We start from the raw sequence: 25,785 nt of genomic DNA, 5'->3' as shown, positions 1-25,785 counted from the left end.
TGCCGGGAGCCGGTTAAGGTTGCCCAGACAGCTTCATGAACATTCTGTGACTGCCCCGAAGTCAGCTATTGACGATCCTCTGAATGGTAAGTAGAGTTTAGGGAGACAGACAAACAGGGTACTGTTGTACTAGAGGGGGCGGGAATTCCATGACGACCTGGAATCTGCAAGGGACGGTCAGCCATCTGCTGATCTGTAACGGAAGCGACTGCAAGAAGCATAAGGGTGAAGAGGTCGCTGACGCGATAGAGGATGAAATCGGGAAGCAGGGGGCAGACAGCCTGATTCATACTACCGTAACCCGCTGCAACGGAAGATGTTCGGATGCGTGTGTAGTCATCTCCTATCCGGAAGGCGTATGGTACAGGGATATCACCCCCAAATCAGCCAAAAGCCTGGTACGCAAGGTACTGAAGGGTGAACGGCTGGAAGAGAATGTACTCTACACTTATGATGAAGGCCTGAAAGCCGCAATTGAAAAAGGGGCAAAGGGTAAAAAGAAGAAATAAAACATCAAAGAACAATGCAGTCCTCCACTGGAAAGTATTCGGTGGAGGATTGTTTATTTTTGTAAGATGGAGGATTATGATGGATAGAAAAGATAGTGTAAGGGGGAAGCGGGATGTTTGTGGATTTCGGGCCGGATGACCGTGTGCTGCACAGTAAGGCGTTCTTGCAGGAAGAGGTGGAATATAATCTCCTTCACCTTATCGCCGGAAACCCGGAATCGCTCCGGATCAAGACAGCCGAGGATCATCTGATCTTTGCGCAGACGGAGGGTCATAACCCCTGGTTATGGATTGCACCAGAGGTAGGCGCTGATCAGTGCAGAGCCATGGTTCGCTAGCTTGTGGAGCGGCTGAAGGGCCGCGTTCCAACAAGGTCTATCAGTCGATCGGTTTTGAACGGACCGGCAGTGTTGTGGATTTGCGGTTTCAGTAGGCGGTTTGGCTGAACTCCCTGGCTTTGGTGGAAGGTCTGCTGGTGGGCCTGCAGTCTTCACTTCATTAGAGCTTTTTTGGCGGGGCAGAAATTTGACTTGCAGCCTCCGTGTTGACTATGCTAATACAAAGTGCAATTAATCACACTTATATTGTAAGTGTTGTAGCAAAGGGGCGGCAGTATATGGATAGACGTCAGGTCTGGCCGGATAAATTCAAAAAGTTTTTTCTGAATAACAAGTTTGTGGTGGGGCTATTAATTGCGTTGCTGATTGGTGTTACCGTGCTCGTATTCTCAAAGATTCCGTTTATATTCAAACCGTTGTCAGTGCTTCTGCATACAGTGGCAGCGCCGCTGCTTCTCTCGGGAGTTGCTTATTACCTGCTGAATCCGCTGGTTGACCGCCTGGAGCGGAGAAGCAAGGTGAAGCGCGCTTACGGAATTGTTACGATGTACCTCGTAATAGCCGGAATTATTACACTGATCCTGCTGATGGTTATTCCGATTATCCGTACCCAGCTGATGGGGCTGATCGACAACTTCCCGATATACAGCGCGCAGATTCAGGAGGAATTCCTACATCTGACAGGCAGTGAGTTTTTCGGAAAGCTTCAGGAAAGTGTGGGTACGGATCTCAGTGATATCACCGGCAAGGTGACTACCTGGGGCACCTCGTTCATCAATAATGCCGCCAGTGGCGTAGGCAGCTTTGTAGGCACTTTGACAGAGATTGTCCTGGCAGTGGTGACTACGCCGTTCATTCTGTTCTATCTGCTGCGCGATGGCAAAAGACTGCCCGACTACCTGATGCGGTTCATTCCTACTGCACTGCAGCCGCAGTCCCGGATGGTCATGCAGGAAATGAACAGCCAGGTGGCATCCTACATCCGCGGGCAGATTATTGTCAGCTGCTGTATCGGCGCATTGCTCTATATTGGTTATCTGATCATCGGGCTGGAGTATTCCCTGGTACTTGCTATCGTTGCCGCTTGTACTGCGGTAGTCCCTTATCTGGGACCGGCGATCGCGATTACGCCAGCACTGGTGGTAGCCATGGTAACCTCGCCTTTTATGCTGCTTAAGATGGTGATTGTCTGGACTGCCGTTCAGCTGATCGAAGGGAAGTTTATCTCTCCGCAGATCATGGGTAAATCGCTGAAGATTCATCCGATCACGATTATTTTTGTAATTATTTTTGCCGGCAAAATGTTCGGGGTACTCGGCATCATTCTCGCGGTACCGGGTTATGCCGTACTCAAAGTAGTGGTTACCCATATCTTTCAGTGGTTCCGTTTCCGCTCCGGACTCTATAAAGTAATTGAAGAAAAAGCTGAGGAATAAAGCGAAAAGGATGAGTGTAATGACAGGACAACTAGTGACAACAGCCTATGGGCAGCTGCAGGGAGAACAGAGCGGCGGAGTGAATGTCTGGCGCGGAATCCCGTTTGCTGCTCCTCCTGTCGGAGAGCTGCGCTTTCGTGCACCGCAGCCGCCGGAGCCCTGGAATGCTGTAAGGGAGGCGAAGGAATTCGGCCCGGTCAGCCTTCAGCCGGTAAGTACCAGCGGTACGCGCTTCGGCGGCAGCAATCCGGTGTACTCTGAAGATTGCCTGTACCTGAATGTCTGGTCACCGGCAGCAGCGCAGGAGGATGCCCTGCCGGTCATGGTCTGGATTCATGGGGGCACCTTTGTAACCGGTGCGGGCAGCCAACCGATGTTTGACGGTGCCCATATGGCGGCAAGCGGCCGGGTTGTACTTGTTACGGTGAATTACCGGCTCGGTCCGCTCGGATTCATGCATCTGTCCCCGATGGGTACGGGACTTGGCTCCAATCTTGGACTGCTGGACCAGATTGCCGCTCTGGAATGGGTGCGGGAGAATATCGCCGTATTTGGCGGTGATCCCGGGAATGTTACAGTGTTTGGGGAATCAGCAGGCAGCATGAGTATTGCTGCGCTGCTGGCGATGCCGGCGGCCAAGGGGCTGTTCTCGCGTGCGATTATGGAGAGTGGTGCAGGGCAGAGCCTGAGCGGTCAGCAGGGGGAACAGATTGCGGCAGCCTTCCTGGCAGAGCTCGGTCTTCAGCCCGGCGGTGACACGCAGCTGCTGCATACACTGCCTGCGCAGCAGATCATGGAAGCGGCCGGAAGGATGGCGTACAAGCTGTCCGGGAATTCGCTGAGTATGTATTTCCAGCCGGTTATTGAGCCGTTGACCTTGCCGGTGGAACCAGCGCAGGCGGTACGCGAAGGAGCGGCAAGCGGCATCCCGCTGCTGATCGGGACGAATCTCCACGAAGGCAATCTGTTCTTCCGTGAAGGGCAGGCAAGCGAAAGCTTCGACCGTTCACTCAAGTCGCTGGAGCTGCTGATGGGCATCGAAGACCTCTCAGAGCTGACCTCCGATTACAGCAAAACCTGGGAAGGGCAAGCCGAGGTGCTGACCGACCTTTTCTTCTGGGCCAGCTCCATTTCGTTCGCGGAGAAGCAGCTGGATCACGCTCCGGTCTGGATGTACCGGTTCGACTGGACCGTCACCGGCCATCCGCTGCTGGAGAAGGCTATACACGGAGCGGAGATTCTTTACGTATTCAACAACCTGCCGCTGCTGAAGGAGTACGGCCTGAAGGTAACCCCTGAGATGGCAGCGGTGGCCGAAGCGATGCAGAGAGCCTGGACCGCCTTTGCCCGCTACGGTGATCCGTCTGCACCGGAACTTGCATGGCCGCAGTACACTGCGGAGCAGCGTGCTACGCTGCTGTTCGATCAAATCTCCAGAGTAGTGAACGATCCGGACGGAGAGAAGCGCAGACGGATTTTTGAGCATTACGTAGGGTGAAAGCGGCTCTTGATTTCAAGAAGCGCTGAAAAAAGCAGCAGTCCTTACCGGAGAGACTAATTTCCCGGCCAGAGGGCTGCTGCTTTTTAAGGTTAGTCTCAGCGCACGCCACGAATCAGGAACATGCGGTCCGAAATCATTATTTCACCGGTGTATACCCCGTCTTCCCGACCAGCTCCTGTCCTTCCGGGGACAGAATCCAGTCTAGAAATGGCTCAATATTGGGATTGGTGCTTCCCGCAGTTACCGCGTAGAATTCTGCTGCGAAGGGGTACGCCCCGCTGCGGATGCTCTCCTTGGTGGGAGGCACACCCTCGATCTCCAGCAGCTTAATCTCATCGCTGACGTTCATCTCCGAGGCGTAGAACAGGAAGCTGAAGCCGAGCGCATTATTATAATTGCGGTAGCTGGCGGTCAGGCTAATAATCCCGCTCATGACGTCTGCAACATTCTCCTTCGGTGGGCTCATCAGCGTCCGGTCCTCCATGATTTTCTCAAGCATGGTCTGGCTGCCGCTGTTCTCGTCCCGCTGAAAAGCCCGGATGGACGCCTTCTTGCCACCGACCTCTTTCCAGTTTGTTACTGTGCCGGAGTAGATATCCTTCACTTGTTCAGTGGTTAAGCTACTGATCGGATTGCGCTTATTAACAAAGAAGACAAAAGCTTCGCGCCCGATCGGAGTGAGCTTCAGTTCAGTGCCTGCCAGCTTCGCCTGTTTGGTCTGGGCGAGTGAGGGCGCTGCGGCAAATATAATATCGGCATCCCCTTTGATCAGCCGCTTATAGGCTTCGGAAGTGGTGGTGCATACGGCAAGATCATTCCCGGTCTCATAAATACTATGGTTATAAGTATCGGGCGGATACACCGCTTGAACAAAAGCTGAATATAGCGGATAGAGTGCAGTTGCACCGTCCAACCGTGGCATTTGTTCCTGAATATGATAGGCAGCCTTATGATCCAGGCTGGCGGCTTTGGTATTTACTTCAAAAGGTGCGTACTGGAGCAGATTGACCTCCTGTTCCCTTACTTCGGCAAGACTGTTCACATAAGCCTGCCTTATCTCATGACCAGCTGCGCTCAGCAGGCAGATTCCGGCAAAAGCCGCGAGCGCGGTCAGGCGGAAGCGTTTGCTGAAGAGTTCAAAGATAGAGATTACAGCGAATACTGCAAGCCCACCCGAAGCGGCGAGGACGAGCGGTGCATAGAACAGCATACCTCCGGTAAATGTAGCCATGATATAAGCAATGAAGCCTATGATTGTGATGACGGCCAAGGCAATGATGGAGAATAACAGCTTGGTTTCAAATGATCTTTTCACAGCGCCCTCCGTTATAGTTACTATAATATGGATAAATAGTTTATTCGTATCTTATTCTATAACAAGGCTCCGTTTCTGCCAAACTATGCAGTTCGTGTAATTGCGAAATGAAGCATTTTCTCAGAAAAATGATTGTACGATGAAAAAAATGCGGATATTTTCATAAAAAGGCTAGACGAATTCATGAAACGGAGTTATCCTGAGATTGTGAAAAAAATAACAGAATACAAGATTCTCGGGGTAAGGTGAAATTCCTGACCGGCGGTGATGTTCCAAGTGAACTAAGCCCGCGACTCGTTACTCTTTTACAAGAGAAAGCGACTGATCTGGTGACAATCCAGAGCCGACGGTAAAGTCCGGATGGGAGAGGATCATAAGGTAAAGGCAGCGGGTGTATTCCCTGATGTCTTTATTGATAATGGCCCCCGTTGTTTGCCCTGTTTACAGGTGACTCGGGGGCTTTTGGTCTCTTATCGAGGGTTTGTATCGACAAGGAGAATGAATGATGAGTAATGTATCTGCTTCATCTCAAGGCGTCCGTACCGCACCGCTGCGCAGCGGATTCTGGCTGGTAGTTCTGGGGGCAGCCCTATGGGGTGTTGACCCGCTGTTCCGTATTATCCTGCTGAAATCCCTGACCTCTTCACAGATCGTCCTGCTGGAGCATGTAGTGCTCTTCCTGGTTGCTGCACCTGTAATGTGGCGCCAGCGCGCCGAACTGAAGGGGATTCGCCTTCGCCAGGCCGGTGCATTGCTGGTTGTATCGTGGGGCGGTTCAGCTGTAGCAACGATTCTGTTCACCAAAGCATTATCCAGCGGAGATTTCAATGCTGTACTGCTGCTGCAAAAGCTGCAGCCGCTCTTCGCCATTGGTCTGGCCGCTGTTATCCTTAAAGAACGCTTACCTAAGAATTTCGCACCGCTTATCATTGTTGCACTATTAGGCACTTACCTGCTTACCTTTGGCTGGACGATTCCGTTCGGCCATGTGAACAGCTTCATGGGTGTAGGCAGTCTTATGGCGCTGGGCGCCGCCGCATTATGGGGCGGGTCGACTGTCATGGGCCGCTATCTGCTGGGTTCCATGAAATATGAAACTGTAACTTCCCTTCGCTTTATTCTGGCGTTGCCGCTTTTATTCGTGATTACCAGCATGGAGGGAGCTCCGTGGCAGATTACCGGCGGAATCAGCGGTTCGGCCGCTGTTGCCATTAATCTCCTGCTGCAGGCTCTGCTGCCCGGATTGCTCAGCATGCTGCTTTATTACAAAGGCCTGAACACAACCAAGGCTTCTGTAGCCACTCTGGCTGAACTCAGCTTCCCGATGACGGGGATTCTGATTAACTGGATTGTATATCACCAGCTTGTGACTCTGCCGCAAATTATCGGCTTTGCGCTGATCTGGACGGCGCTGTTCTTTATTTCGAGCCAGCAGAGCCGTCAGGGACATCAGGCTGAGCTTATCAAACAGAATTAACAACGGATAGCCGCAGCCTGAGGGGACGACCCCAGGGTTACGGTATCACCAAAAGAGGATGTTCCCGCGAGCCGCAATGGCCCGGGACATCCTCTTGTTTTTTTATAGGTCTGATGACCCGAATCTGCTAGTGATTCTGAGTCCGTTTGGCCGGCGAATCCGACGGATCTGCCCGAATAGAGGATTTTCAGTCCTCCCTGGCTAGCGGTGGGGTCATGAAGAGCAGGCCAAGCTCCAGTTATGAGAATGAATAACCGGCCGGCTCACTCTGCCAGACATCCGGTTTGTGTTCTCGTCCTGCTGCTGTTATTACAGCTGCAGGTATGGAGTTTGTTATATCCCAACTGCTTCAGCTGTGTCTGCGAGATGTACAGCCTGTTTCCTCTTTTCATAACCTTCCATCCCTCTATGTAAATAACAATAAATATGAATTACAGGGTTAAAGAGTAAAAATAAACCTTTTCTCCCATACTACCGTTATTCTTGCATCTTCAGCTGCTTCACACTACAAACCTTAGGAGGCACCGCCAATGGACAATCCTCACCCGGCTCCCGCCATTTATATACAGCTCAAAAACCGGGTAACCGTGCCCAAAGGCAAGGATGTGATGCTGCGCGATGTAGCCTTTCTGATTACCGAGCCGGAGTGGCGGGAGCCGCTGTATTCACTGCTGCTGCTGCAGCCGGAGCAAAGTGACGGCAATCTGATTCTGATTGATCTGCTGACGGTGATTCCCCGGATTCATGAGCTGCTTCCGCATGCGGAAATCCAGCCGATTGGCGAAGGGCGGACGATTGTGCAGATTGAAGGTCCGGCAACGGCAAACAAACCTTCCATAGCTTTGTTTGTACTGGTATGGCTGCTGCTGTTCTTCGGCTCGGCGCTGACGATCATGAATTTCCATGCTGATGTCAGCATGCAGGAGGTGCAGATCCGGATTGTGGAGATGCTGACCGGCCGCAGGGATGAGCATCCGTACGTATTTCAGATCGCCTATTCGCTGGGCATTGGATTGGGGATGGTTATTTTTTTCAACCATTTGTTCAAAAAGAAATGGAACGAGGAGCCGACACCGCTCGAAGTGGAGATGTTCCTGTATCAGAAAAATATCGACCACTATGTCGTCAACGAGGAATATAGCAAAATGAAACGCCGCGGAGATGATGCATCGGTGCGCAGGGGGGAGTGAGCATGACTGCACAAGTATCACTCGGGCTTAACCTGCTGCTCGGCATTGCCGGAGGAATCGCTGTCGGCGGCGGGGTAATCGCTCTTTTTATAGTGCTTGATATGGTGCCCCGGCTGGCGCAGCTGACCTCCTCCTACGATAAAGTGCACTGGTATGAAGGGGCCATGGTCGGGGGCTCACTGCTGGGAACGATGAGTGATTTCTGGAACTGGAAAATAAATGCAGGCCCGCTGATAGAGCTGGGGGTTGGACTGTTTGACGGAGTATTCATCGGTATGCTGGCCGCTGCATTGACGGAGGTACTGAATGTACTGCCGATTCTGGCCAAAAGACTGCATATGACACATATGTTGTTTGGACTACTGATGGCTATGGTATGCGGCAAAGTGGCAGGTTCATTGTTCGACTGGTTTGTATACCGACAGTAAAAGGAGGCTACGGGGTGGTTAGGTATATTCACAGCGGTGATCAGGTGGAAGCGGATAAAAAGCATGGCAAGCCGGAACAGCAAAAGCCGCCGCAGCATGAAGCGCAGGCTGCACAGCAAAGTGTTGCAGACGGGGGTCAAAGGCAAGATGAACGCTTAGCTGCGCAGCAGGAGGGGGTAGACGGAGTCCAACCGCAGGGTGAAGCGAAGGCTGCACAGCGGGATGGTGCTGATAGAGTTCAGACGCGGCAAGAAGGACAAGTTATAGATCAGGATGGTGTAGGCGGACGACAACCGCAGGAGACGGAGGTTTCAGGTGAGCTGGGAGCTGTTACCCGGCCGATAGAGGGCGGTGCGGAAATCCGCTCTGGCATGGATGCCGGTTCGCGTGCAGAAGGCAGGTCCTCTGAGGCAGAGCCTGCTGATAGTAATGCAGCGGAAGGCCGTGAAGCTGGAGACGCAGCAGATAACGCGGCTGCAGGCAGCACAGCGGAGGACAGCCATGAAACAGGAGACGCAGCGGATAACGGGGCTTCCGGCAGCACACCGAAGGACGGCAACGCAGCCGGAGACGATTCGGATAGCCAGGAGTCCGGTGGTGGCGTCAAAGGATTTTTGAGCAGCTTGTTTGGAGATGATGCCGGACCGGGACAGGGAGACGGGGCGAACTCCGGTGACGCACAGAATCAGGATACTGAGGCTGCGGACGAGCTTGGCCAGCCCGGCCGGCCGCAGGGAGGTTCCGCCTCAGTTGAACAAGTAGATAAAGCTGCAAGTGAAGAGGAATCTGGTGGAGATCGCGGAGCGGAGTCCGGTGCGGATATCGGAGTGGATTCCGGAGCAACCGGTTACGGGGACCACGACTTGCAGGTTTCCGATGGGGCGGGTACACCGGATCAGGAGGGCCCGGACAAACCTGATCAAGGCCGTCCGGCTACAGAGAAGACTACCGCCCAGGGTACAAGTGGGGAAGATGAGGACAAGCAGGAAGCCGAGGTATCCGCTGCTGACGATGATGCTGGCACAGCTTCAGCATCCGGCGAAGACAACCCGCCAGCTCCAGCCTCCGGCATCCAATCACAGGATACGGAGACATCAGACGAACTGGGTTCCGAGACAACGGAGAAGAGCCATAAAGGATTTTTTGCCAGATTGTTCGGAGATGATGAAGAGCCTGAGGAAGAAGATCGGGACGCTTCTGGTGAAGATGAAGGTGAAGAGGGATCGTCCAGGCAGGCACAGAGAGGGGGTTCCGCAAGTAATGATCCAGATAAATCTGGAGCTCCGCAGAAGGCCGGGGATCAGTCCGGCACCAAGACTAAGAAAGCCAAGGTCAGTCAAGAGGTAGACTCCGCCGGTAAGCCCAAAGATCTGCGGCAGCAGAAACGCGACAATGAACGTTCCGACTCTCTGGAGGAGTCTATTAAGTACTGGCAGGGCAATGATAAGGTATCGAGTAACCTGGAGGATACCAAAAAAACCCTGACTGAAGTCATGGGTTTGGGTTCATCTTTTGATATCGTCTTCAGGGAAATGTCCTTTGGGGGGCGGCGCGTTGCGTTGCTCTGCATCAGCGGGTTCGCCAAGGATACCATTATTGACGAGATTCTGAAGCGTCTGACCTATCTGACCCCGGATAATATATCTACCGATGTGTTCGCCAGCTTCATGAGCGAGTATATTCCCCATGTCCAGGTAGAGAAGGGTGAGCTGCTCAGCGAGAGCATCAATAAAGTCTTATCAGGCATGAGCGTGTTCTTCATCGAGGGCGAAAGCCAGGTTATTATCATGGATACCCGTTCGTATCCTTCGCGCAGTCCGGACGAGCCTTCAATTGAACGGGTGGTCCGCGGAGCGCGCGACGGCTTCACAGAGACGCTCCTGAGCAACGTGGCTCTGGTCAGAAGACGGATACGCGACCCGGGGCTGAAATACGAGATGCATCAGATCGGACGCCGGACCCGGACCGATGTCTGCGTAGCCTATATTGACGATATCGTCGACAAGACTCAGGTGCAGGCCGTTACCGATAAGCTGAAAAGCGTCGATATCGACGGAATTCCCCTTGCTGACAAACAGCTCGAGGAGGCGATTGTCGGCGGCGGATGGAATCCGTATCCGCTGGTGCGGTACTCGGAGCGGCCGGATATTGTGGCTTCCCATCTGCTGGAGGGCAGAGTGGTAGTCTTCGTGGATACCTCGCCGAGTGTCATGGTTCTGCCGACGACGTTCTTTGATCTCTGCCAGCATGCGGAAGAGAACCGCCAGACGCCTTTTATGGGAAGCTATCTGCGATGGGTCCGCTTCATCGGTATCTTTGCCTCGATGTTCCTGCTGCCGCTGTGGATGCTGCTGGTTATTCATCCGGAGCTGAAGCCGGCCATGCTGGAATTTATCGGTCCGCAAAAGACGGCGAAAATCCCGCTTATCGCCCAATTCTTAATCGTTGAATTAGGGGTGGATCTTCTGCGGATGGCCGCTGTCCATACACCTACACCGCTCGGCTCGGCGATGGGGCTGATTGCTGCGATACTGGTAGGTGACATCGCCGTGCAGACCGGTCTTTTTGTCAACGAGGTGGTGCTCTACATGGCAGTGGCCTCCATCGGAATGTTTGCAACGCCAAGCTATGAGCTGGGGCTGGCCAACCGGATTGTCAGGCTTGCACTTCTGCTGGCGGTGGCCGCGTTCCAGATTCCAGGCTTCATGATCGGGACAACGCTGCTGGTGGTGCTCTTGACTACACACCGGTCCTACAATTCTTCGTATTTGTGGCCGTTTATACCGTTTAATGCAAAAGCGATGGGTGAAATCCTCCTGCGCCAGCCGGTGCTCAGCTCCAAAACAAGGCCTTCCTTCAACAAAACACGGGATAATACCCGGATGCCGCCTAAGCAGGAGAAGGAACACAAGTCGTAGGAAAATACAAATCAACTGCAAATTAGTCCATTCTATGGAGTTCCCTCTGTCTGCTATACTGAATACACTAAACAGCCACGCAATAAAGTGGAATTCCTCTCCTGAGGCCACACTTTAAGGAACGCTGCGGGGTTCTGTAACATATACTAGACAGGGTGGAACAGATATTCCACAGAAATTGGAGGACTGCGCAATGTTTTTACACGGGACGAGCCGAATTAACGATGCAGGGCATTTGGAAATCGGCGGATGTGATGTGACAGAATTGAAAGCGGAGTATGGTACCCCGCTATATATAGTGGACGAGCAATTGGTCCGGCGCCGCTGCCGCGAGTACATGGACGCTTTTACAGCTTCAGGACTCGGTTTCCAGGTTGCCTACGCCAGTAAGGCTTTCTCAACGATGGCCATGTGCCGATTGGCGGATGAGGAAGGACTGTCGCTGGACGTCGTTTCCGACGGAGAGCTGTATACCGCGCTGCAAGCGGGTTTTCCGGCTGAACGAATTCATTTCCACGGCAATAACAAGACTCCGGATGAGATTGAAATGGCGATTGATGCAGGCATCGGCTGCTTTGTAGTCGATAACCTGGTTGAACTCAGCCTGCTGCAGGCGATTGCTGGCCGTAAGGAAGTAACGGTTAACATTCTGCTGCGTGTCACACCGGGCGTTGAGGCGCATGCCCACCATGCTTACGCATCCACCGGACAGACGGACTCCAAATTCGGTTTCGATATCGGCAACGGTTCGGCGCAGGAAGCGGTTAAGCAGGCAGACAGCAAAGCTAATCTGAAGCTGCTTGGGGTTCACTCCCATATCGGTTCGCAGATTTTTGAGACAGAAGGCTTCCAGCTGGCGGTTGAACGGATTGCCGAATTCACCCGCAAAGTGAAAGAAGAGCTTGCCATCGGCTTCCCGGTCGTCAATCTTGGCGGCGGCTTCGGCATCCGTTATGTGGATGGTGATACTCCGCTGCAGGTTTCGGAATATGTTGCGGCCATTACGGATGCGGTGAAGACGCATTTTGCCGGTATCGGCGAGGGGCTGCCGCAGATCTGGGTTGAGCCGGGCCGCAGTATCGTAGGCGATGCCGGTACGACCTTGTACACCGTAGGAACAAGCAAAGAAATTCCGGGTGTGCGCAAATATGTTGCCGTTGACGGCGGTATGACGGACAATCCGCGTCCGGCGCTGTATGAATCCAAGTACGAAGCCGTGCTCGCAAGCCGCGCGACTGAGCCTAACGAGGAGACCGTATCCATCGCCGGCAAATGCTGCGAGAGCGGGGATATGCTGATCTGGGATGTAGAGCTTCCGAAGGTGGAGAGCGGAGATCTGCTCGCTGTTGCCTGCACAGGAGCCTACAATTACTCCATGGCCAGCAACTATAACCGTATCCGCCGTCCGGCGGTTGTCTTCGTGCAGAACGGCCAGAGCGATCTGGTGGTTCGCCGTGAATCGCATCAGGATATCGTGGCCAATGATATTGTGCCGGCACGTATTGCCAAACAGACCGTTACGAATTAAACCATACCTGCTGCATAAGCTGCAGGGCACTCCATGAGGGCAGGCGGGAATCGTTCCCGCTTGCTTTGCTTTGTACCCCGTTTCATAGTAAACTAATAAAAGTGTTCAATATTTGTCATTTCGAAAGGGGTCATTTACATATGGCTAAGCAAGCGAAAATTACACTCGAAAACGGCGGTGTCGTGCTGATTGACTTGTTCGAACAGGATGCGCCTAATACTGTAGCGAATTTTGAGAAACTGGCTAAAGACGGATTCTACAACGGACTGTTGTTCCACCGTGTAATTCCAGGTTTCGTAGCTCAAGGCGGCTGTCCTAATGGTACAGGCTCCGGCGGCCCAGGTTACACCATCAACTGCGAGATTAACCCGAACAAGCATGAGCGCGGCTCCCTGGCTATGGCCCATGCGGGTAAGAACACAGGCGGAAGCCAGTTCTACATCGCTTATGCTCCACAGCCTCACCTTGACGGGGTACACACTGTATTCGGTAAAGTGGTTGAAGGTATGGACCAAGTCGATGCTTTCAAAGGCCGCGACAAAATGGCTACCGTTGAAGTAGTAGAAGTATAATACAAGCATCGTCAAAAGCACCCGGCTGGATTATCCAGCCGGGTGCTTTTTTTTGCCCATATTAGCCTTTACCTCGTTCCGGTCCAGCCTCTGCGGCTGCGCCGGGAGGCATACAGCTCGGGTAGCTTGAAGAAGATCAGGAACATCAGCAGGAAGATGACAAAGGCAAAGGCCTCTTCGACGAGCAGATAATACGGATAGGGGCCGAAATAATCAAGTACGGAGAACGTGCCGGGCTTGTGAGCCAGAAACATATAGTTGGAATCCAGCAGCATATCGGCGGCATAGACACATACGGCGATAACATTCAGGCAGAGCATGGTGAAGAAGAGCGAGCGCCAGGTAGGCTTATAGCCTTCAATCCAGGTCATGTACAGGGATGCCAGAATAATCGACCCGTGGGCGATGAAGAACAGCAGGAAGCGGAAATGCGGAAACGGGTAGACCAGATTAGGCGTAAGCAGGGCGATGAATGCACCGCCGATCCCGGCAAAGTAGAGAAAAGAATACAGCAGCCTGCTGCGTGTAAGTAGCATGATCACCGACAAGAGCAGGGTAATACCGCATAGTTCAAGCGGCAGGGAGGAACTGCGGCTCCAGATATCCTGGGAGACATACCAGACATGGAGCCCGCCCTCGCAGGCGATCAGCAGCAGTACCAGCAGCAGGCGGACACTGCGCCTCAGACCGGAGTGTGTACGCAGGACGAAACGCGATCCGTAGAGCAGCAGACAGCATAGGGCGACGATGGACAGTGCCATGAGATGCGGGGTTGAGAACATTAAGAAATCGTGATTACGATGGCGGTCCCAAAAAAGATTAAGGTTCACTGTGCTCTCTCCTTGAATCCAGAAATAAATAAAAGAAAATAAAAGTTCAGAATTTGAATATAACTGATTCTAAAGATCTACTCTTAGGTGATATAAGTATATATCGTTCGGGCTAGACAGAAAAGACAGGAGTATCGGTTTATTTACATAAGATGGACGCATATGCCCGTATACATAACGACCCATAAGGCGGAGTGTTTTTACCGGTGCGTTCGGCAGCCATCTTTTCTGTATGCTCGTTTCATATCAAACTTAAGAACGGGGGCTTCTGGGAAATGGTGAAAAAAAGAACAAGTCTGGCAATTGTAATAATCATGCTGTTTGTGCAGTATGCCTACGGACTGGGATTCACCCAGCAGGTTAAAGCGGAGGGAATCGAGCAGGACAGAGATATTATTACCAGTGTATCGATGGCCGTGTATGGGCCGGACGGACAGACCGTAACCGGAAGTGTATATGATGTGGACTCTACTGTTACGCTGGATTATACCTGGTCGCTTCCAAACGGGCACGGGTATATCCAGGGAGATAGCTTCACCTTCCAGCTTCCTGAGCAGTTTGAGCTGTTCAATGATATCCAGGGCGGACTCGTGTCCGACGATGGAGATGTCGGGACGTTCACAGTGAGCCAGTCGACACATCAGATAGTCATGACTTTCAACGACTACATCGAGAGTCATGACAACGTACAGGGTACCCTGCGGATTAATACCAAATTCGATAAACAGGTGATAAGCGGCAGTACGGTTCAGCAGATTCTATTCCCCGTAAACGGCGGGGTACAGACCATTAGTGTGGCATTTAAGCCATCCGTAGGTTCGACGATTGAGAAAAAAGGTGTGTCCAGCGGCTTCAATGCTGATCATATCTTCTGGACGGTGGATGTCAATAAGAAGCTGGAACCGGTCAGCAATGCGGTGGTGACAGACCCTGTTCCTGCCGGGTTGTCGCTGGACAGCACGGTAACCCTTGCGGTGTACCAGCTGAATGTTCTGCTTGACGGTACAGTGACTCAAGGCCAGCTTGTAGACAGCAGCAATTATACCGCTGACGTTTCCGGCGGTGCACTTGTTCTCCGCTTCGCGGACCCTGTAATCACAGGTGCGTACCGCATTGCCTATACAACCCAGGTAGTCAGCGACAGTCTGACCAGCTTCACGAATACCGCTACCTTCACCGGTGATGGACGTGATCCGGTAAGCAGCTCGGCTACAGTCGTTATTGAACGCGGAGGAAGCATCAAGAAGAAGGCAGCCAGCTATGAGTGGGGGAAGCAGACCATCACCTGGGCTATTGAATACAACTACAATAAACGCACGATCTCTGCAGAGAATGCGGTGTTGACAGATGTATTCAATCATTCCCAGCAGCTGGTTGCAGACTCGCTGCGGATTTATCCGGTGACGCTGGATTCTGCAGGAGGAGCTACGAAAGGGACGGCTCTAACCGCAGGTGCAGACTATACAGTAACGCCGGTTGTTGAAGGCACAAACGACGGATTCAAACTGGAGTTTGCAGATGCTGTGACCTCTGCATATCTGATCGAATATAAGACCAAAGCAGTAGACCGCGTATTCAGCGACACCACTATTACCAACACTGTCTCAGACAGTACTTATAGCGATAAGGCTACACAGCTTATCCGGCCGGCCATCATTTATAAGAATTTGTCAGGAGTCAACTACGCCACCCATGTAACGGATTGGAAGATTACGCTGAACGGCGATAATTATCCGATGAGCCAGGTAGTGGTTACGGATAGTTTCCCTTACGGCGGCCAGAAGTTTATCGCGGGTTCACTGGTCGTTCGCAATGAAGCCGGCACCGTGCTTAATGCTTCAGCGTATTCACTGATTGCCGGTTCACCGGCACAGCCTAACGAAGGCTTCAAGGTGAAATTCAATTCGCCGATCAGTGGCACATACACAATTAGTTATCGGACTGAATTCAGTAATGACTGGCTTACAGGTACTACAGATAATTTCATTAACGTAGCGCGGATTGACTGGAAGGACAGCGCGAATAACGCTCAATGGACAGAAGCCAGAGGGCAGTTCATTCCGGGTCCTGAGGTGAAGAACAACGGCTTCAAATCCGGGGTATATGATGCGTCTGCCAAAGAGATCACCTGGACAGTGGGCGTCAATTACAACAGTAAGGCTATTGCTGATCCCCGGGTAACGGACATACTGAACGCGGGACAGTCACTGGTGCCGGGTTCACTAAAAGTGTACCGGATGAATATTGCTCCCGGAGGGGCTCACAGCTTCGGCACCGAACTTGCCGCCAGCTCCTATAGCTACACTGTCGGAAGCGGGAATGAGCTTCTGGTGGATTTTGACAATGCGATCAATTCACCTTATTATGTTGTATTCAAAACAAGCCTTGCAGGGCAGTTGATTGGTACTAACGTTGCTAACACAGCCAATCTGCTGGATGGTACCAAGAAGGTCTCCAAAGATCTGAAGGCCTCGGTGAATATTCCGCATGGCGATGAATATGTGTTCAAAGACGGCGTTCAGATCGGTGATAAGCTGCAGTGGACGATCGCTATTAACCGGACGCAGTCCCATGTGAAGGATGCCTTAATTACAGATGTGCCAAGTACCAATCAGATTCTGCTGCCGGACACGTTCCATCTGTACCGGACAGTTACAGCCGTGAATGGTGATGTAACGAAGAGCGGACCTGAGCTTGTAAAGGATACGGACTACACCTTGAATATCAGTGCTGATGCAGAGGGTAAGCAGACATTTGTGCTTAGCTTCCTCCAGGATATCCATTCCGCATATGTGCTTGAATATCAATCCCTGATCGTAGCGAATACGGGGGATAAGCTGGTCAATACCGTTAACTTCAGCGGGAATAATGTCGTACAGGTCACCAAGGAGACCAGCAAAGAAATTATAGTCGGCGTATCCAGCGGCTCGGGAACGGGCAGCGGGGTCAGAGGAACGCTGAATGTCCACAAAATTGATGCAGGTGACAGCACCAAAGCACTTGCCGGTGCCACCTTTGAATTGTACCGCCTGAACGGCAGCGATCGTGTGCTTGTGAATACCCGGACTACGGATGCAGCGGGCAATGCAGTATTCAACAATATCTGGCTGGGCAGCTATGTACTGATTGAAACTGCAGCACCGGCAGGTTATGTGCTCGATACAAGTGAGCATGCGGTGACTATCGGTTCATCCGCAGCAGTGAATCTGACCTTAGCGAATACCCCTGCGGAGCAGCCGACAGCCACACCAACGCCTATACCGACAGCCACCATTGCGCCGACAGAAGCACCGACAGCCACGCCGCTTCCAACGGTACCGCCTGTAGAGACAGCTGGGCCAACGGCTGCTCCAACGGCAACGAATGGACCGGAGGTAACGCCGAATCCTACAGCACCGCCTGTCACACCAGATATTTCGCCGGTACCAACACCGGCGGGCACGGTGGTTCCGGGGATCATTATTGATGATCTGGAAATTCCGGCAGGTCCAGGCTTACCCGCAACAGCGCAGCCTTCTGCGCCGGTAGCGGTGGTTACACCGGCACCAGCCACGCCGGCACCGGAAGTGCCGGTTGATGAGGACATTCCGCTCGGCGGTGTTGATATTGAAGATGAAGACATCCCGCAAGGGACGGTCACGGCAACAGACTCCGGCGGAACACTGCCGCAGACTGGAGAGAACAGCCCGCTGCCGATCTATATGGCAGGACTCGGTTTGATCCTGATCGGGTTCGTATTACACCGGGTGTTCAGACGGAACCGGAATCAGGAATAAACGGTAGTGGATCAGGACAGCTGATTATATGATCAGCCTTCACCAAGAGCAGGCGGCAGATTATAGCTGCCTGCTCTTTTTGCCGTGACTTAAGAAAGGCTAAGAATTGATTGGTCATCCGCGGCGGAAATGCTATAATTACTAAAATTCAAAGTTTCGGAGGGATGCAGCAATGTCCATGTGGAAGGAATTCAAAAGCTTCGCCATGAAGGGAAATGTGCTTGATCTGGCAGTGGCAGTTGTAATCGGGGCGGCTTTCGGCAAAATTGTTACTTCTTTGGTTAGTGACATCATAATGCCGCTTATCGGCTTAATAAGTGGAGATACCAATCTGAAGGAGCTTCATCTGGGCAGCGGAGAAGCCGCCGTGAATTACGGCCTATTCTTACAGTCCGTACTGGACTTCTTCATTATTTCCTTCTCGATCTTTATGGTGGTTAAGCTGACAAGCAGATTCAGACGCAAGGAAACTGTTAAAGTCGAAGTTGTCGAGCCCCCTGCTCCGGCACCGGAGGTTGCGCTGCTGATCGAAATTCGTGATTTGCTGAGAGCGGACAAGCAGCGGGAGTCAGGGAATTAAGGGAACTAAGTTACATAAATAAAGTAAATTTCCGAAACACACTTGCATTTCCCGCACGTAAGTGATAATTTTGTTGTAGGCAAAACTTATTATTCAACTGAATATATCAATCCTTCAGGGCAGGGTGTAATTCCCTACCGGCGGTGATGCTGTTAGATTGGCTGTTTCTGGCCAGTTCTGCTGCTCAGTCCGCTACCCGATCCGTATGCTGGTGGTACGGACGGTGGACCTGGTGCAATTCCGGGACCGACAGTATAGTCTGGATGGAAGAAGGAGAGATTGACGTGCTGTGCTTATATAGGCGGCCGTGCTGCAGTATTTTCGAACATTACGTGCGAATTTTCACAATGCCATAAGTCCGGCGTTTATTTACGCACCTATTTTTTGAGCTGCTGATACCTCTCGTATATCCCGTCTTGAACTCCTCCTGGAGATTGAGACGGGTTTTTCTGTTTAAACTGTGCACATTATGAATATAGCCGGCTGATTGGAGGGAAGTCACATGGATAAGATGAATGATGAGTTTTATATGTCTCTTGCGCTGGATATGGCGGAAAGGGCTCAAGGACAGACCGGAATCAATCCCGTGGTCGGATGTGTAGTTGTGAAGGATGGTGCCATGATCGGGATCGGCACGCATCTGCAGCGCGGTACCGGGCATGCCGAGGTCCATGCGCTCAACATGGCTGCTGGTAAGGCTCAGGGAAGCACAGCGTATGTTACGCTCGAGCCCTGCAGCCATTATGGCATCACGCCTCCCTGCAGCCAGCGCCTAATCGATGAAGGGGTCGCAAGGGTTGTCGTTGCCTGTGAAGATCCTAATCCGCAGGTTGCAGGCCGCGGAATTGAAATGCTGCGTGAGCAGGGCATAGAGGTTGAGGTAGGTCTGCTCCGGAGCCGCGCTATCCGGCTGAATGAGAAGTTTATCAAATACATTCTGACAAAGCAGCCTTTCATTACACTGAAGAGCGCCAGCACCTTGGACGGCAAAATTGCCACCCGTACAGGGGACAGCAAATGGATATCCAATGCTGAATCCCGGGAGCTAGTACATACGCTGCGCCATCGCCATCAGGGAATCATGGTCGGGGTGAATACGGTGATTGCCGATAATCCTTCGCTGACGACCAGGCTGAATGTGCCCGGGCTCAATCCAATCAGGATTATCATCGACTCTACACTGAGGCTGCCTCTGGAGAGCGCCGTTGTCACTGACGGACTGGCACCTACGGTGGTCGTTACCACTGAAGCGGGTGATCCGGCCCGGAAGGCAGCACTGCTCGCTGCGGGTGTTCAGGTTGTTGCCGCTGGCAGCGGACCGCGTGTCGATCTGCAGGCCGCAATGATAGCATTGGGCGGAATGGAGATCGGCTCCATCCTGCTCGAAGGCGGCGGCACGCTGAACGGAGCGATGCTGGAGCAGGGACTGGTTGACCGCGTAGTTCTCTTCTTCGCTCCTAAGATTGTCGGAGGCGGGGCTGCTGCGGCAGGTGCCTTTGACTTCCCGGGTGTGGAACTGATGCGGGATGCCATTACACTCGAAGGATTGGAAGTGGAAGTGCTCGGGGATAATGTCTGTATCAGCGGCACCCCGGCACGCTAATAGAAGCGTAGTGAGTTTTGGACAAAGGGATTTTGGAACTGTAGGAGCGGTAGCGACCGCCTTGTCACCGGATTTCTACCGCTAAGAGCGGTTTGAATCAAGAACTCTGGGGACAACAGCGGCCGGAAGTCCAAATATCCACTGTAGTAACACATGAGCTTTAAGTTGTAATTTTGAAGGAGGGATAGTATGTTCACCGGCCTGATTGAAGAGGTGGGTATCCTCCGCAGCGTCACCAGCGGAGGGGAGATGATGGTGCTGAATATCGGCGCCTCCCTCATTATGGGAGATCTGAAGATTGGCGACAGCGTCTCCGTCAATGGGGTCTGTCTTACAGCCACATCCATAGGTGACCATTATTTCACGGTTGATGTGATGCCTCAGACCTACCGCAACAGCAATCTCAAAAACTTACGGACCGGGGGCAAAATGAACCTGGAGCGCGCGATGGCAGCAGGCGGACGTTTCGGCGGGCATATTGTCCAGGGGCATGTGGATGGAACCGGTGAGATCCGCAGCGTGAAGCGCGATCAGAATGCGGTGGTATTCGAAATTGCACCGGACCGCAAATCGCTGTTTAAGTACATCATTCCCAAAGGCTCCATTACGATTGACGGCATCAGCCTCACCGTAGTGGATACAGAGTCGTCCACGTTTACTGTCTCTATCATTCCCCACACCCTTGGAGAAACGGTGCTGGCCCATAAACGGCCGGGTGACAGTATCAATATCGAATGTGATGTGCTGGGCAAGTATGTGGATCATCTGCTGCATTATGGTTCGCGTTCCGGCAATGAAGAAGATGAGAAGAGCTCGAAGATCAGCCACGATTTTCTGGCGGCCAACGGGTTTGTATAATTAAAGATTAGGCATACGGCGGCCGGTAAGGCAGCGTACAGCCATCAGGAGGACAGTAACATGAGCGAGCAAGACAAGAAGGACAGCGTCCTGGACCCGATTGAGGATGCCATATATGATTTGATGCGCGGGAAGGTGATCATCGTTGTTGATGATGAGGACCGCGAGAATGAAGGAGACTTCATCGCCCTTGCCGAACGGGCAACCCCTGAAGTTATCAACTTCATGATTACCGAGGGACGCGGCCTGGTCTGCGTGCCGATTACCGCGGAACGCGCAGAGGAACTGGATCTGCAGCCAATGGTGGCCCAGAATACCGACAATCACGGTACCGCTTTTACCGTATCGATTGACCACAAGGATACGACCACCGGTATTTCCGCCGGGGAAAGATCCATGACTATCAAGGCAATGCTGGACCCGAATGCGAAGCCTTCCGACTTCCGCAGACCGGGCCACATGTTCCCGCTGATCGCGAAGAAGGGCGGGGTATTACGGCGTTCAGGGCACACGGAAGCCGCTGTTGATCTGGCCCGCATGTGCGGCGCTTATCCGGCTAGCGTCATTTGTGAAGTGGTGAAGGTGGACGGTACCATGGCCCGCCTGCCTGACCTGATTGAGATTGCCAAGAAACATGATCTCAAGCTGATCAGCATCAAGGACCTCATTCACTACCGTAATGAGAAAGAACATCTGGTTACCCGCGAGGTAGCCGTGAATCTGCCGACCGACTTCGGTGATTTCCAGACGATTGCCTACACGAATGAAGTGGATGACAAAGAGCATGTGGCCCTGGTAAAAGGTGATATCTCCGGTGACGAGCCTGTGCTGGTGCGTGTGCATTCCGAGTGCCTGACCGGCGATGTATTCCATTCCCACCGCTGCGACTGCGGCCCGCAATTTGAAGCGGCGCTGCGCCAGATTGAAGAAGCAGGCCGAGGGGTGCTGCTCTATATGCGCCAGGAAGGCCGGGGGATTGGCCTGATCAACAAGCTGCGTGCCTACAAGCTGCAGGAGGAAGGACTGGATACGGTAGATGCCAACCTGAAGCTGGGCTTCGCCGCAGATCTGCGTGATTACGGCATCGGTGCACAGATTCTCAAGGACCTGGGCGTCCGCCAGATCAGACTGCTGACCAACAATCCGCGCAAGATCAAAGGGCTGGAAGGCTACGGCCTTGAAGTTGTGGAGCGTGTAGCCATCCAGATGCCGGAGAACAAGGACAACACTAAATATCTTCATACAAAGCAGGCCAAGCTTGGCCATCTGCTGACTTTTGACAAGATAGAACAAAACGAGGATTCCAAAATTTAATTATAGAATCACTAACTTATACATGAAGGGTTGATGAGTATAATGCCAAATTATTTTGAAGGACATTTAGTATCTGAAGGATTGAAATACGGGGTTGTCGTAGGACGTTTCAACGAATTTATTACAAGCAAGCTGCTCTCCGGAGCGCTCGATGCCTTCAAACGCCATGGCGTAGCTGACGATGAAGTGGATGTTGCCTGGGTACCGGGAGTATTCGAAATTCCTCTGATCGCGCAAAAAATGGCCGAAAGCGGCAAGTACGATGCAGTAATCACACTGGGTACAGTTATTCGCGGATCTACAACACACTATGATTATGTGTGCAATGAAGTAGCCAAGGGCGTAGCGGCCATTAATCTCAAGACAGGCATTCCGACGATTTTCGGCGTGGTAACGACTGAGAATATCGAACAGGCCATTGAGCGTTCCGGAACCAAAGCGGGCAATAAAGGCTGGGATGCGGCGACTGCTGCCATCGAAATGGCGAACCTGAACAAGCTGTTTAAATAACGCCCCTCTTGACGAATCAGCGTAAGTCGTGCTTATTTATATGTATGAGAAGAAAGCATGAACATAAGGAGCTGCGAGGAAATTAGTATCCGCTTTTGTTGACAAATCTCCATGGGTTTGGGAGTTATGTCAACAAATTAGCGGTACTTTATTTCGTCGCAGTCTCAAGGATCTTTCTACTTGTGTAGCGTCCGTGCGGCGCTGCACTTTACTTTTTTTGGGCTGGAGGAAACCGCGTGACTGTATTGTACAAGCTGGAGACGTTCGAAGGTCCGCTCGATCTGCTCTTGCATTTGATTGACAAAGCGGAAATCGACATCCAGGACATTCCGGTCAGCGAGATCACCGAGCAGTACATGGAATACCTGCAGGGGATGCAGGAGCTTGAGCTGGATATCACCAGCGAATTTCTGGTTATGGCTGCTACCCTCTTGTCGATCAAGAGCAAGCTGCTGCTGCCGAAGCCGCCGGTGATCGAAATTGAGGATTTCGATTATTACGAGGACGACGGATATGATCCGCGGGCAGAGCTGGTTCAGCGGCTGATTGAATACCGCAAATTCAAGAGCATTGCTGTGCAACTGCTGGATATGGAGAGCGAGCGCAGCCTGATTTTCACGAAGGAACCTGAGGATCTGGGCCCCTTTGTTCCTACGCAGACCGATAATACGCTGAAGGGACTGCACACCGCTGATTTGATTGCGGCGTTCCGTAAGGCGCTGAGCAAGGCGGCCCGGAGATCCTCTTATCAACGGATTACCCGTGATGAGATTTCGGTGAAGGACCGGATTCGAGATGTGTCGGAAGCACTCCAGCGTAAGGGAATGGGCGGCAGACTGCGCTTTTCGTCGCTTTTGCATGATGAGATGGCCCGGCATGAGATTGTAGTGACCTTCCTGGCCATTCTGGAGCTGATGAAGATGAAGGCGATTTTCTGCTACCAGGAGAAATTATTTGACGATATTGTGATGGAGTGGAGAGGAGGAGAGGAAGTCAGTGGACTACAACACGCTGAAATCAATTATTGAAGGCCTGCTGTTTCTCTCAGGGGATGAAGGTTTATCCGTGCGCCAGATTGCCGAGATTACCGAGCAGCGGCCCGATCTGGCTACACGGGCGCTGGAGGATTTGAAAGACGATTACAGCTCGCAGGGCCGGGGCCTGCAGGTAGTGCAGATCGCCGGGAATTACCGTCTGGCGACACTGCCGGAGCATGCGCAATATTTCGAGCGTCTGGCGTATTCCCCTTCCAGATCATCCCTGTCCCAGGCAGCGCTGGAGACACTTGCGATTGTGGCGTACCGCCAGCCTATTACCAGAGTGGAGATCGAAGAAATCCGCGGGGTGAAGTCAGAACGGGCTATTCATACGCTGGGAAATAAGGATCTGATTCATGAGGTAGGCCGGGCAGAGGCTGTCGGCCGTCCGATCCTGTACGGAACGACCAAGTCCTTCCTGGACAGCTTTGGCCTGGCCAGCCTGAAGGAGCTTCCGGAGCCGTCGAGCTTCGATACTTCAGAGGGCCTGGAAGAAGAGACGCAGCTGCTGTTCAGCAAGCTGGACAGCCAGATGACCTTTGAAGAGGTAGAGACAGAATAAACGCAGCGGATATACGCTGTTCCAGCAATGCCGTTGTCCCCGCCGGGACAGCGGCATTTTTTTTGGCGGCAGAATCTTTTGGAGATGTTTGCTGAAATGCCGAATTTTATCCAGCAGGATTTGCCATACTAAACCAGAGGCTCCACTATTCACATTACCTGAGGCTGCTTGGAGGTTACGATTGTGACGTTATGGCTTGTGATACCCTTATCCCTGCTGCTGCTGGTTATTCTGCTGTGCCTGCTGGTTCTGGCTTCATCGATTCATTTTCATTTCCGTCTATGCAGGCTGGGAACGGATGACCGTATTGAATTTGATATTAAAGCTGTATACGGGCTGGTCAAATTCCATTATGAGCTCCCTGCGCTGGTCTTTGACAGCCTAGAACAAGGCATTAAGGTTAAGCTCGAAAAAAGCGGAATCGCCCCTGTGAAAATGGACAGCGACAAAGAAGAAAAAATCGACCGGGAGTCCGTGGCGGAATGGTTAAAGAACATCCGTACAGCGATCAAGTCAACCCGCGGTCTCAAAAAATGGCTGGTTGGCACGTTATCGCATGTCCGGATTACCAAGCTGGACTGGTCCACGGATTTCTCGCTGGGCGATGCGGCAGATACGGCAACCGCGGCTGGCGCTTTATGGGGCATGAAGTGGACCATGGTCGGCTGGGTATCGCGTTTCGTCAGATTGCAGCGGAATCCGCGGATGTTCGTAGCCCCGGTGTTCCGGGACGAGCCTTGTTTCTCAACGGAAGCGGTCTGCACTGGCAAGCTTTCTGTGGGCTATGCTTTTTATGCGGCACTGTTATTATTGCGGCGTGTATCGAAGGTGGAAGGCGGCCTCGGGAGATGGAAGAAACTGCTTAGCCGGGGCCAGTGATAAAAAGACTACATACTCCCTTCCATAGTGGGCAAGATAAGACTGCAGGTACACTTATATACACACGAGGAGGAGAAAAACAATGTCAGATCATCCTATTCAAGGTCTCATGCAGACGGCTATGGAAAATATCAAAGGCATGGTGGATGTAAATACCATTGTCGGAGATCCAGTAGAAACACCAGATGGCAGTATCATTCTGCCGATCAGTAAGGTCGCGTTCGGTTTTGCCGCAGGCGGCAGTGACTTCCGGGTAGAAGACGATGCTCCGGGCGTGAACGGCAGCGGAACCGGAGTCAAAATGCTTCCCTTCGGGGGCGGTAGCGGGGGCGGTGTATCTATACGGCCAATCGCTTTTCTGGTAGTGGGCAGGGATGGGGTACATATTGTGCCGCTTGACAATCAAACCCATCTGTTCGAGAAAATTATTGATGCCACACCTAACCTGATTGATAAAATCCAGAATATGTTCCAGCCGAACGGCATGCCGTTGGGGGCAGACGCACCAGGTACCACGGTGACCAAAACCGTAGTGAAGACTGAGCCGGATACGCATTCAGCAGCACACTAACACATCTGTTGAACGCGGCGGGATAAGAATAATCGGGGGTATCACCTTTCAAT

The 25,785-nt window shown here is 52.4% G+C and carries 22 protein-coding genes and 2 riboswitches; of the genes, 20 read left to right on the top strand and 2 right to left on the bottom strand.

Annotated elements, in window-relative coordinates:
* The first annotated feature begins 149 nt into the window (after positions 1 to 149).
* From R50912_RS21455 to R50912_RS21440, 4 genes are all read left to right on the top strand, one after another.
* Entirely contained in the window at positions 150 to 509 is a 360-nt protein-coding gene (locus R50912_RS21455; protein ID WP_039301636.1) for a (2Fe-2S) ferredoxin domain-containing protein, read from the top strand.
* 113 nt (positions 510 to 622) lie between these two features.
* On the top strand, positions 623 to 847 hold the full coding sequence (locus R50912_RS21450; RefSeq protein WP_052416591.1) for a hypothetical protein: 225 nt from the start codon (positions 623 to 625) through the stop codon (positions 845 to 847).
* Between the two features lie 278 nt (positions 848 to 1,125).
* Positions 1,126 to 2,283: an AI-2E family transporter gene (locus tag R50912_RS21445; RefSeq protein WP_042237718.1), complete on the top strand. Its 1,158-nt coding sequence runs from the start codon at positions 1,126 to 1,128 to the stop codon at positions 2,281 to 2,283.
* A 19-nt stretch (positions 2,284 to 2,302) separates the two neighbouring features.
* Positions 2,303 to 3,781 carry a carboxylesterase/lipase family protein gene (locus tag R50912_RS21440; protein WP_042237716.1) on the top strand — a complete coding sequence of 493 codons (1,479 nt, stop codon included), beginning with the start codon at positions 2,303 to 2,305 and terminating at the stop codon, positions 3,779 to 3,781.
* A gap of 139 nt (positions 3,782 to 3,920) precedes the next feature.
* On the opposite strand, the gene R50912_RS21435 is transcribed toward R50912_RS21440, so the two are convergent.
* Entirely contained in the window at positions 3,921 to 5,099 is a 1,179-nt protein-coding gene (locus R50912_RS21435) for a PstS family phosphate ABC transporter substrate-binding protein (protein ID WP_042237714.1), read from the bottom strand.
* A 227-nt stretch (positions 5,100 to 5,326) separates the two neighbouring features.
* A riboswitch (FMN riboswitch) is annotated at positions 5,327 to 5,475 on the top strand.
* A gap of 129 nt (positions 5,476 to 5,604) precedes the next feature.
* Between R50912_RS21435 and R50912_RS21430 the strand changes: the two genes are divergently transcribed.
* From R50912_RS21430 to R50912_RS21405, 6 genes are all read left to right on the top strand, one after another.
* The gene (locus R50912_RS21430; protein ID WP_042237712.1) at positions 5,605 to 6,576 is read left to right on the top strand and encodes a DMT family transporter; all 972 of its coding nucleotides are present in this window, start codon (positions 5,605 to 5,607) and stop codon (positions 6,574 to 6,576) included.
* 530 nt (positions 6,577 to 7,106) lie between these two features.
* Positions 7,107 to 7,766, top strand: a complete 660-nt coding sequence (locus tag R50912_RS21425) for a stage V sporulation protein AA (RefSeq protein ID WP_042237709.1) — start codon at positions 7,107 to 7,109, stop codon at positions 7,764 to 7,766.
* A 2-nt stretch (positions 7,767 to 7,768) separates the two neighbouring features.
* Positions 7,769 to 8,194 (top strand): stage V sporulation protein AB, encoded by a 426-nt coding sequence (locus R50912_RS21420; RefSeq protein WP_042237707.1) that lies wholly within the window; start codon positions 7,769 to 7,771, stop codon positions 8,192 to 8,194.
* A gap of 1,151 nt (positions 8,195 to 9,345) precedes the next feature.
* Positions 9,346 to 11,112 (top strand): spore germination protein, encoded by a 1,767-nt coding sequence (locus tag R50912_RS35975; protein WP_442950526.1) that lies wholly within the window; start codon positions 9,346 to 9,348, stop codon positions 11,110 to 11,112.
* Positions 11,113 to 11,305: 193 nt separating this feature from the next.
* Positions 11,306 to 12,640 (top strand): diaminopimelate decarboxylase, encoded by a 1,335-nt coding sequence (gene lysA, locus R50912_RS21410; protein ID WP_042237706.1) that lies wholly within the window; start codon positions 11,306 to 11,308, stop codon positions 12,638 to 12,640.
* A gap of 140 nt (positions 12,641 to 12,780) precedes the next feature.
* Complete coding sequence (locus R50912_RS21405) at positions 12,781 to 13,212, top strand: peptidylprolyl isomerase (protein WP_039301672.1); 432 nt, start codon at positions 12,781 to 12,783, stop codon at positions 13,210 to 13,212.
* Positions 13,213 to 13,280: 68 nt separating this feature from the next.
* Here the strand turns inward: R50912_RS21405 and R50912_RS21400 are convergent, their stop codons facing one another.
* Positions 13,281 to 14,042, bottom strand: a complete 762-nt coding sequence (locus R50912_RS21400) for a YwaF family protein (protein WP_156123245.1) — start codon at positions 14,040 to 14,042, stop codon at positions 13,281 to 13,283.
* 275 nt (positions 14,043 to 14,317) lie between these two features.
* Here R50912_RS21400 and R50912_RS21395 point away from each other — a divergent pair, with 275 nt between their 5' ends.
* From R50912_RS21395 to ytfJ, 10 genes are all read left to right on the top strand, one after another.
* Positions 14,318 to 17,818, top strand: a complete 3,501-nt coding sequence (locus R50912_RS21395) for an LPXTG cell wall anchor domain-containing protein (RefSeq protein WP_042242922.1) — start codon at positions 14,318 to 14,320, stop codon at positions 17,816 to 17,818.
* A 178-nt stretch (positions 17,819 to 17,996) separates the two neighbouring features.
* Positions 17,997 to 18,398: a large-conductance mechanosensitive channel protein MscL gene (gene mscL, locus R50912_RS21390; RefSeq protein ID WP_197073126.1), complete on the top strand. Its 402-nt coding sequence runs from the start codon at positions 17,997 to 17,999 to the stop codon at positions 18,396 to 18,398.
* Between the two features lie 106 nt (positions 18,399 to 18,504).
* A riboswitch (FMN riboswitch) is annotated at positions 18,505 to 18,677 on the top strand.
* A 223-nt stretch (positions 18,678 to 18,900) separates the two neighbouring features.
* Positions 18,901 to 20,001 (top strand): bifunctional diaminohydroxyphosphoribosylaminopyrimidine deaminase/5-amino-6-(5-phosphoribosylamino)uracil reductase RibD, encoded by a 1,101-nt coding sequence (ribD, locus tag R50912_RS21385; protein WP_042237702.1) that lies wholly within the window; start codon positions 18,901 to 18,903, stop codon positions 19,999 to 20,001.
* Between the two features lie 189 nt (positions 20,002 to 20,190).
* Positions 20,191 to 20,859, top strand: a complete 669-nt coding sequence (ribE, locus tag R50912_RS21380; protein ID WP_042237700.1) for a riboflavin synthase — start codon at positions 20,191 to 20,193, stop codon at positions 20,857 to 20,859.
* 60 nt (positions 20,860 to 20,919) lie between these two features.
* On the top strand, positions 20,920 to 22,173 hold the full coding sequence (locus R50912_RS21375; RefSeq protein ID WP_042237698.1) for a bifunctional 3,4-dihydroxy-2-butanone-4-phosphate synthase/GTP cyclohydrolase II: 1,254 nt from the start codon (positions 20,920 to 20,922) through the stop codon (positions 22,171 to 22,173).
* Between the two features lie 42 nt (positions 22,174 to 22,215).
* On the top strand, positions 22,216 to 22,683 hold the full coding sequence (ribH, locus tag R50912_RS21370) for a 6,7-dimethyl-8-ribityllumazine synthase (protein WP_042237697.1): 468 nt from the start codon (positions 22,216 to 22,218) through the stop codon (positions 22,681 to 22,683).
* A 236-nt stretch (positions 22,684 to 22,919) separates the two neighbouring features.
* Entirely contained in the window at positions 22,920 to 23,711 is a 792-nt protein-coding gene (locus R50912_RS21365; protein WP_042138653.1) for a segregation and condensation protein A, read from the top strand.
* Positions 23,680 to 24,282, top strand: coding sequence for an SMC-Scp complex subunit ScpB (gene scpB, locus R50912_RS21360; RefSeq protein ID WP_039301691.1), 603 nt, complete (start codon positions 23,680 to 23,682; stop codon positions 24,280 to 24,282). Before R50912_RS21365 ends, scpB begins: the two co-directional genes overlap by 32 nt.
* A 183-nt stretch (positions 24,283 to 24,465) precedes the next feature.
* Entirely contained in the window at positions 24,466 to 25,161 is a 696-nt protein-coding gene (locus R50912_RS21355) for a DUF2953 domain-containing protein (protein WP_042237695.1), read from the top strand.
* Positions 25,162 to 25,243: 82 nt separating this feature from the next.
* Positions 25,244 to 25,732, top strand: a complete 489-nt coding sequence (gene ytfJ, locus R50912_RS21350; protein ID WP_042237694.1) for a GerW family sporulation protein — start codon at positions 25,244 to 25,246, stop codon at positions 25,730 to 25,732.
* Positions 25,733 to 25,785 lie beyond the last annotated feature (53 nt).

It is taken from the genome of Paenibacillus sp. FSL R5-0912 (assembly GCF_000758605.1).
Lineage (GTDB): Bacteria > Bacillota > Bacilli > Paenibacillales > Paenibacillaceae > Paenibacillus_AQ.
The sequence above is the reverse complement of the archived record's forward strand: the minus strand, read 5'-3'. Positions and strand labels throughout refer to the sequence as shown.

What these genes read in the sequence shown, in the direction of transcription:
- R50912_RS21455 (WP_039301636.1), top strand. Translation starts at nt 150, where the DNA reads ATGACGACCTGGAATCTGCAAGGGACGGTCAGCCATCTGCTGATCTGT.
- R50912_RS21450 (WP_052416591.1), top strand. Translation starts at nt 623, where the DNA reads ATGTTTGTGGATTTCGGGCCGGATGACCGTGTGCTGCACAGTAAGGCG.
- R50912_RS21445 (WP_042237718.1), top strand. Translation starts at nt 1,126, where the DNA reads ATGGATAGACGTCAGGTCTGGCCGGATAAATTCAAAAAGTTTTTTCTG.
- R50912_RS21440 (WP_042237716.1), top strand. Translation starts at nt 2,303, where the DNA reads ATGACAGGACAACTAGTGACAACAGCCTATGGGCAGCTGCAGGGAGAA.
- R50912_RS21430 (WP_042237712.1), top strand. Translation starts at nt 5,605, where the DNA reads ATGAGTAATGTATCTGCTTCATCTCAAGGCGTCCGTACCGCACCGCTG.
- R50912_RS21425 (WP_042237709.1), top strand. Translation starts at nt 7,107, where the DNA reads ATGGACAATCCTCACCCGGCTCCCGCCATTTATATACAGCTCAAAAAC.
- R50912_RS21420 (WP_042237707.1), top strand. Translation starts at nt 7,769, where the DNA reads ATGACTGCACAAGTATCACTCGGGCTTAACCTGCTGCTCGGCATTGCC.
- lysA (WP_042237706.1), top strand. Translation starts at nt 11,306, where the DNA reads ATGTTTTTACACGGGACGAGCCGAATTAACGATGCAGGGCATTTGGAA.
- R50912_RS21405 (WP_039301672.1), top strand. Translation starts at nt 12,781, where the DNA reads ATGGCTAAGCAAGCGAAAATTACACTCGAAAACGGCGGTGTCGTGCTG.
- R50912_RS21395 (WP_042242922.1), top strand. Translation starts at nt 14,318, where the DNA reads ATGGTGAAAAAAAGAACAAGTCTGGCAATTGTAATAATCATGCTGTTT.
- mscL (WP_197073126.1), top strand. Translation starts at nt 17,997, where the DNA reads ATGTGGAAGGAATTCAAAAGCTTCGCCATGAAGGGAAATGTGCTTGAT.
- ribD (WP_042237702.1), top strand. Translation starts at nt 18,901, where the DNA reads ATGGATAAGATGAATGATGAGTTTTATATGTCTCTTGCGCTGGATATG.
- ribE (WP_042237700.1), top strand. Translation starts at nt 20,191, where the DNA reads ATGTTCACCGGCCTGATTGAAGAGGTGGGTATCCTCCGCAGCGTCACC.
- R50912_RS21375 (WP_042237698.1), top strand. Translation starts at nt 20,920, where the DNA reads ATGAGCGAGCAAGACAAGAAGGACAGCGTCCTGGACCCGATTGAGGAT.
- ribH (WP_042237697.1), top strand. Translation starts at nt 22,216, where the DNA reads ATGCCAAATTATTTTGAAGGACATTTAGTATCTGAAGGATTGAAATAC.
- ytfJ (WP_042237694.1), top strand. Translation starts at nt 25,244, where the DNA reads ATGTCAGATCATCCTATTCAAGGTCTCATGCAGACGGCTATGGAAAAT.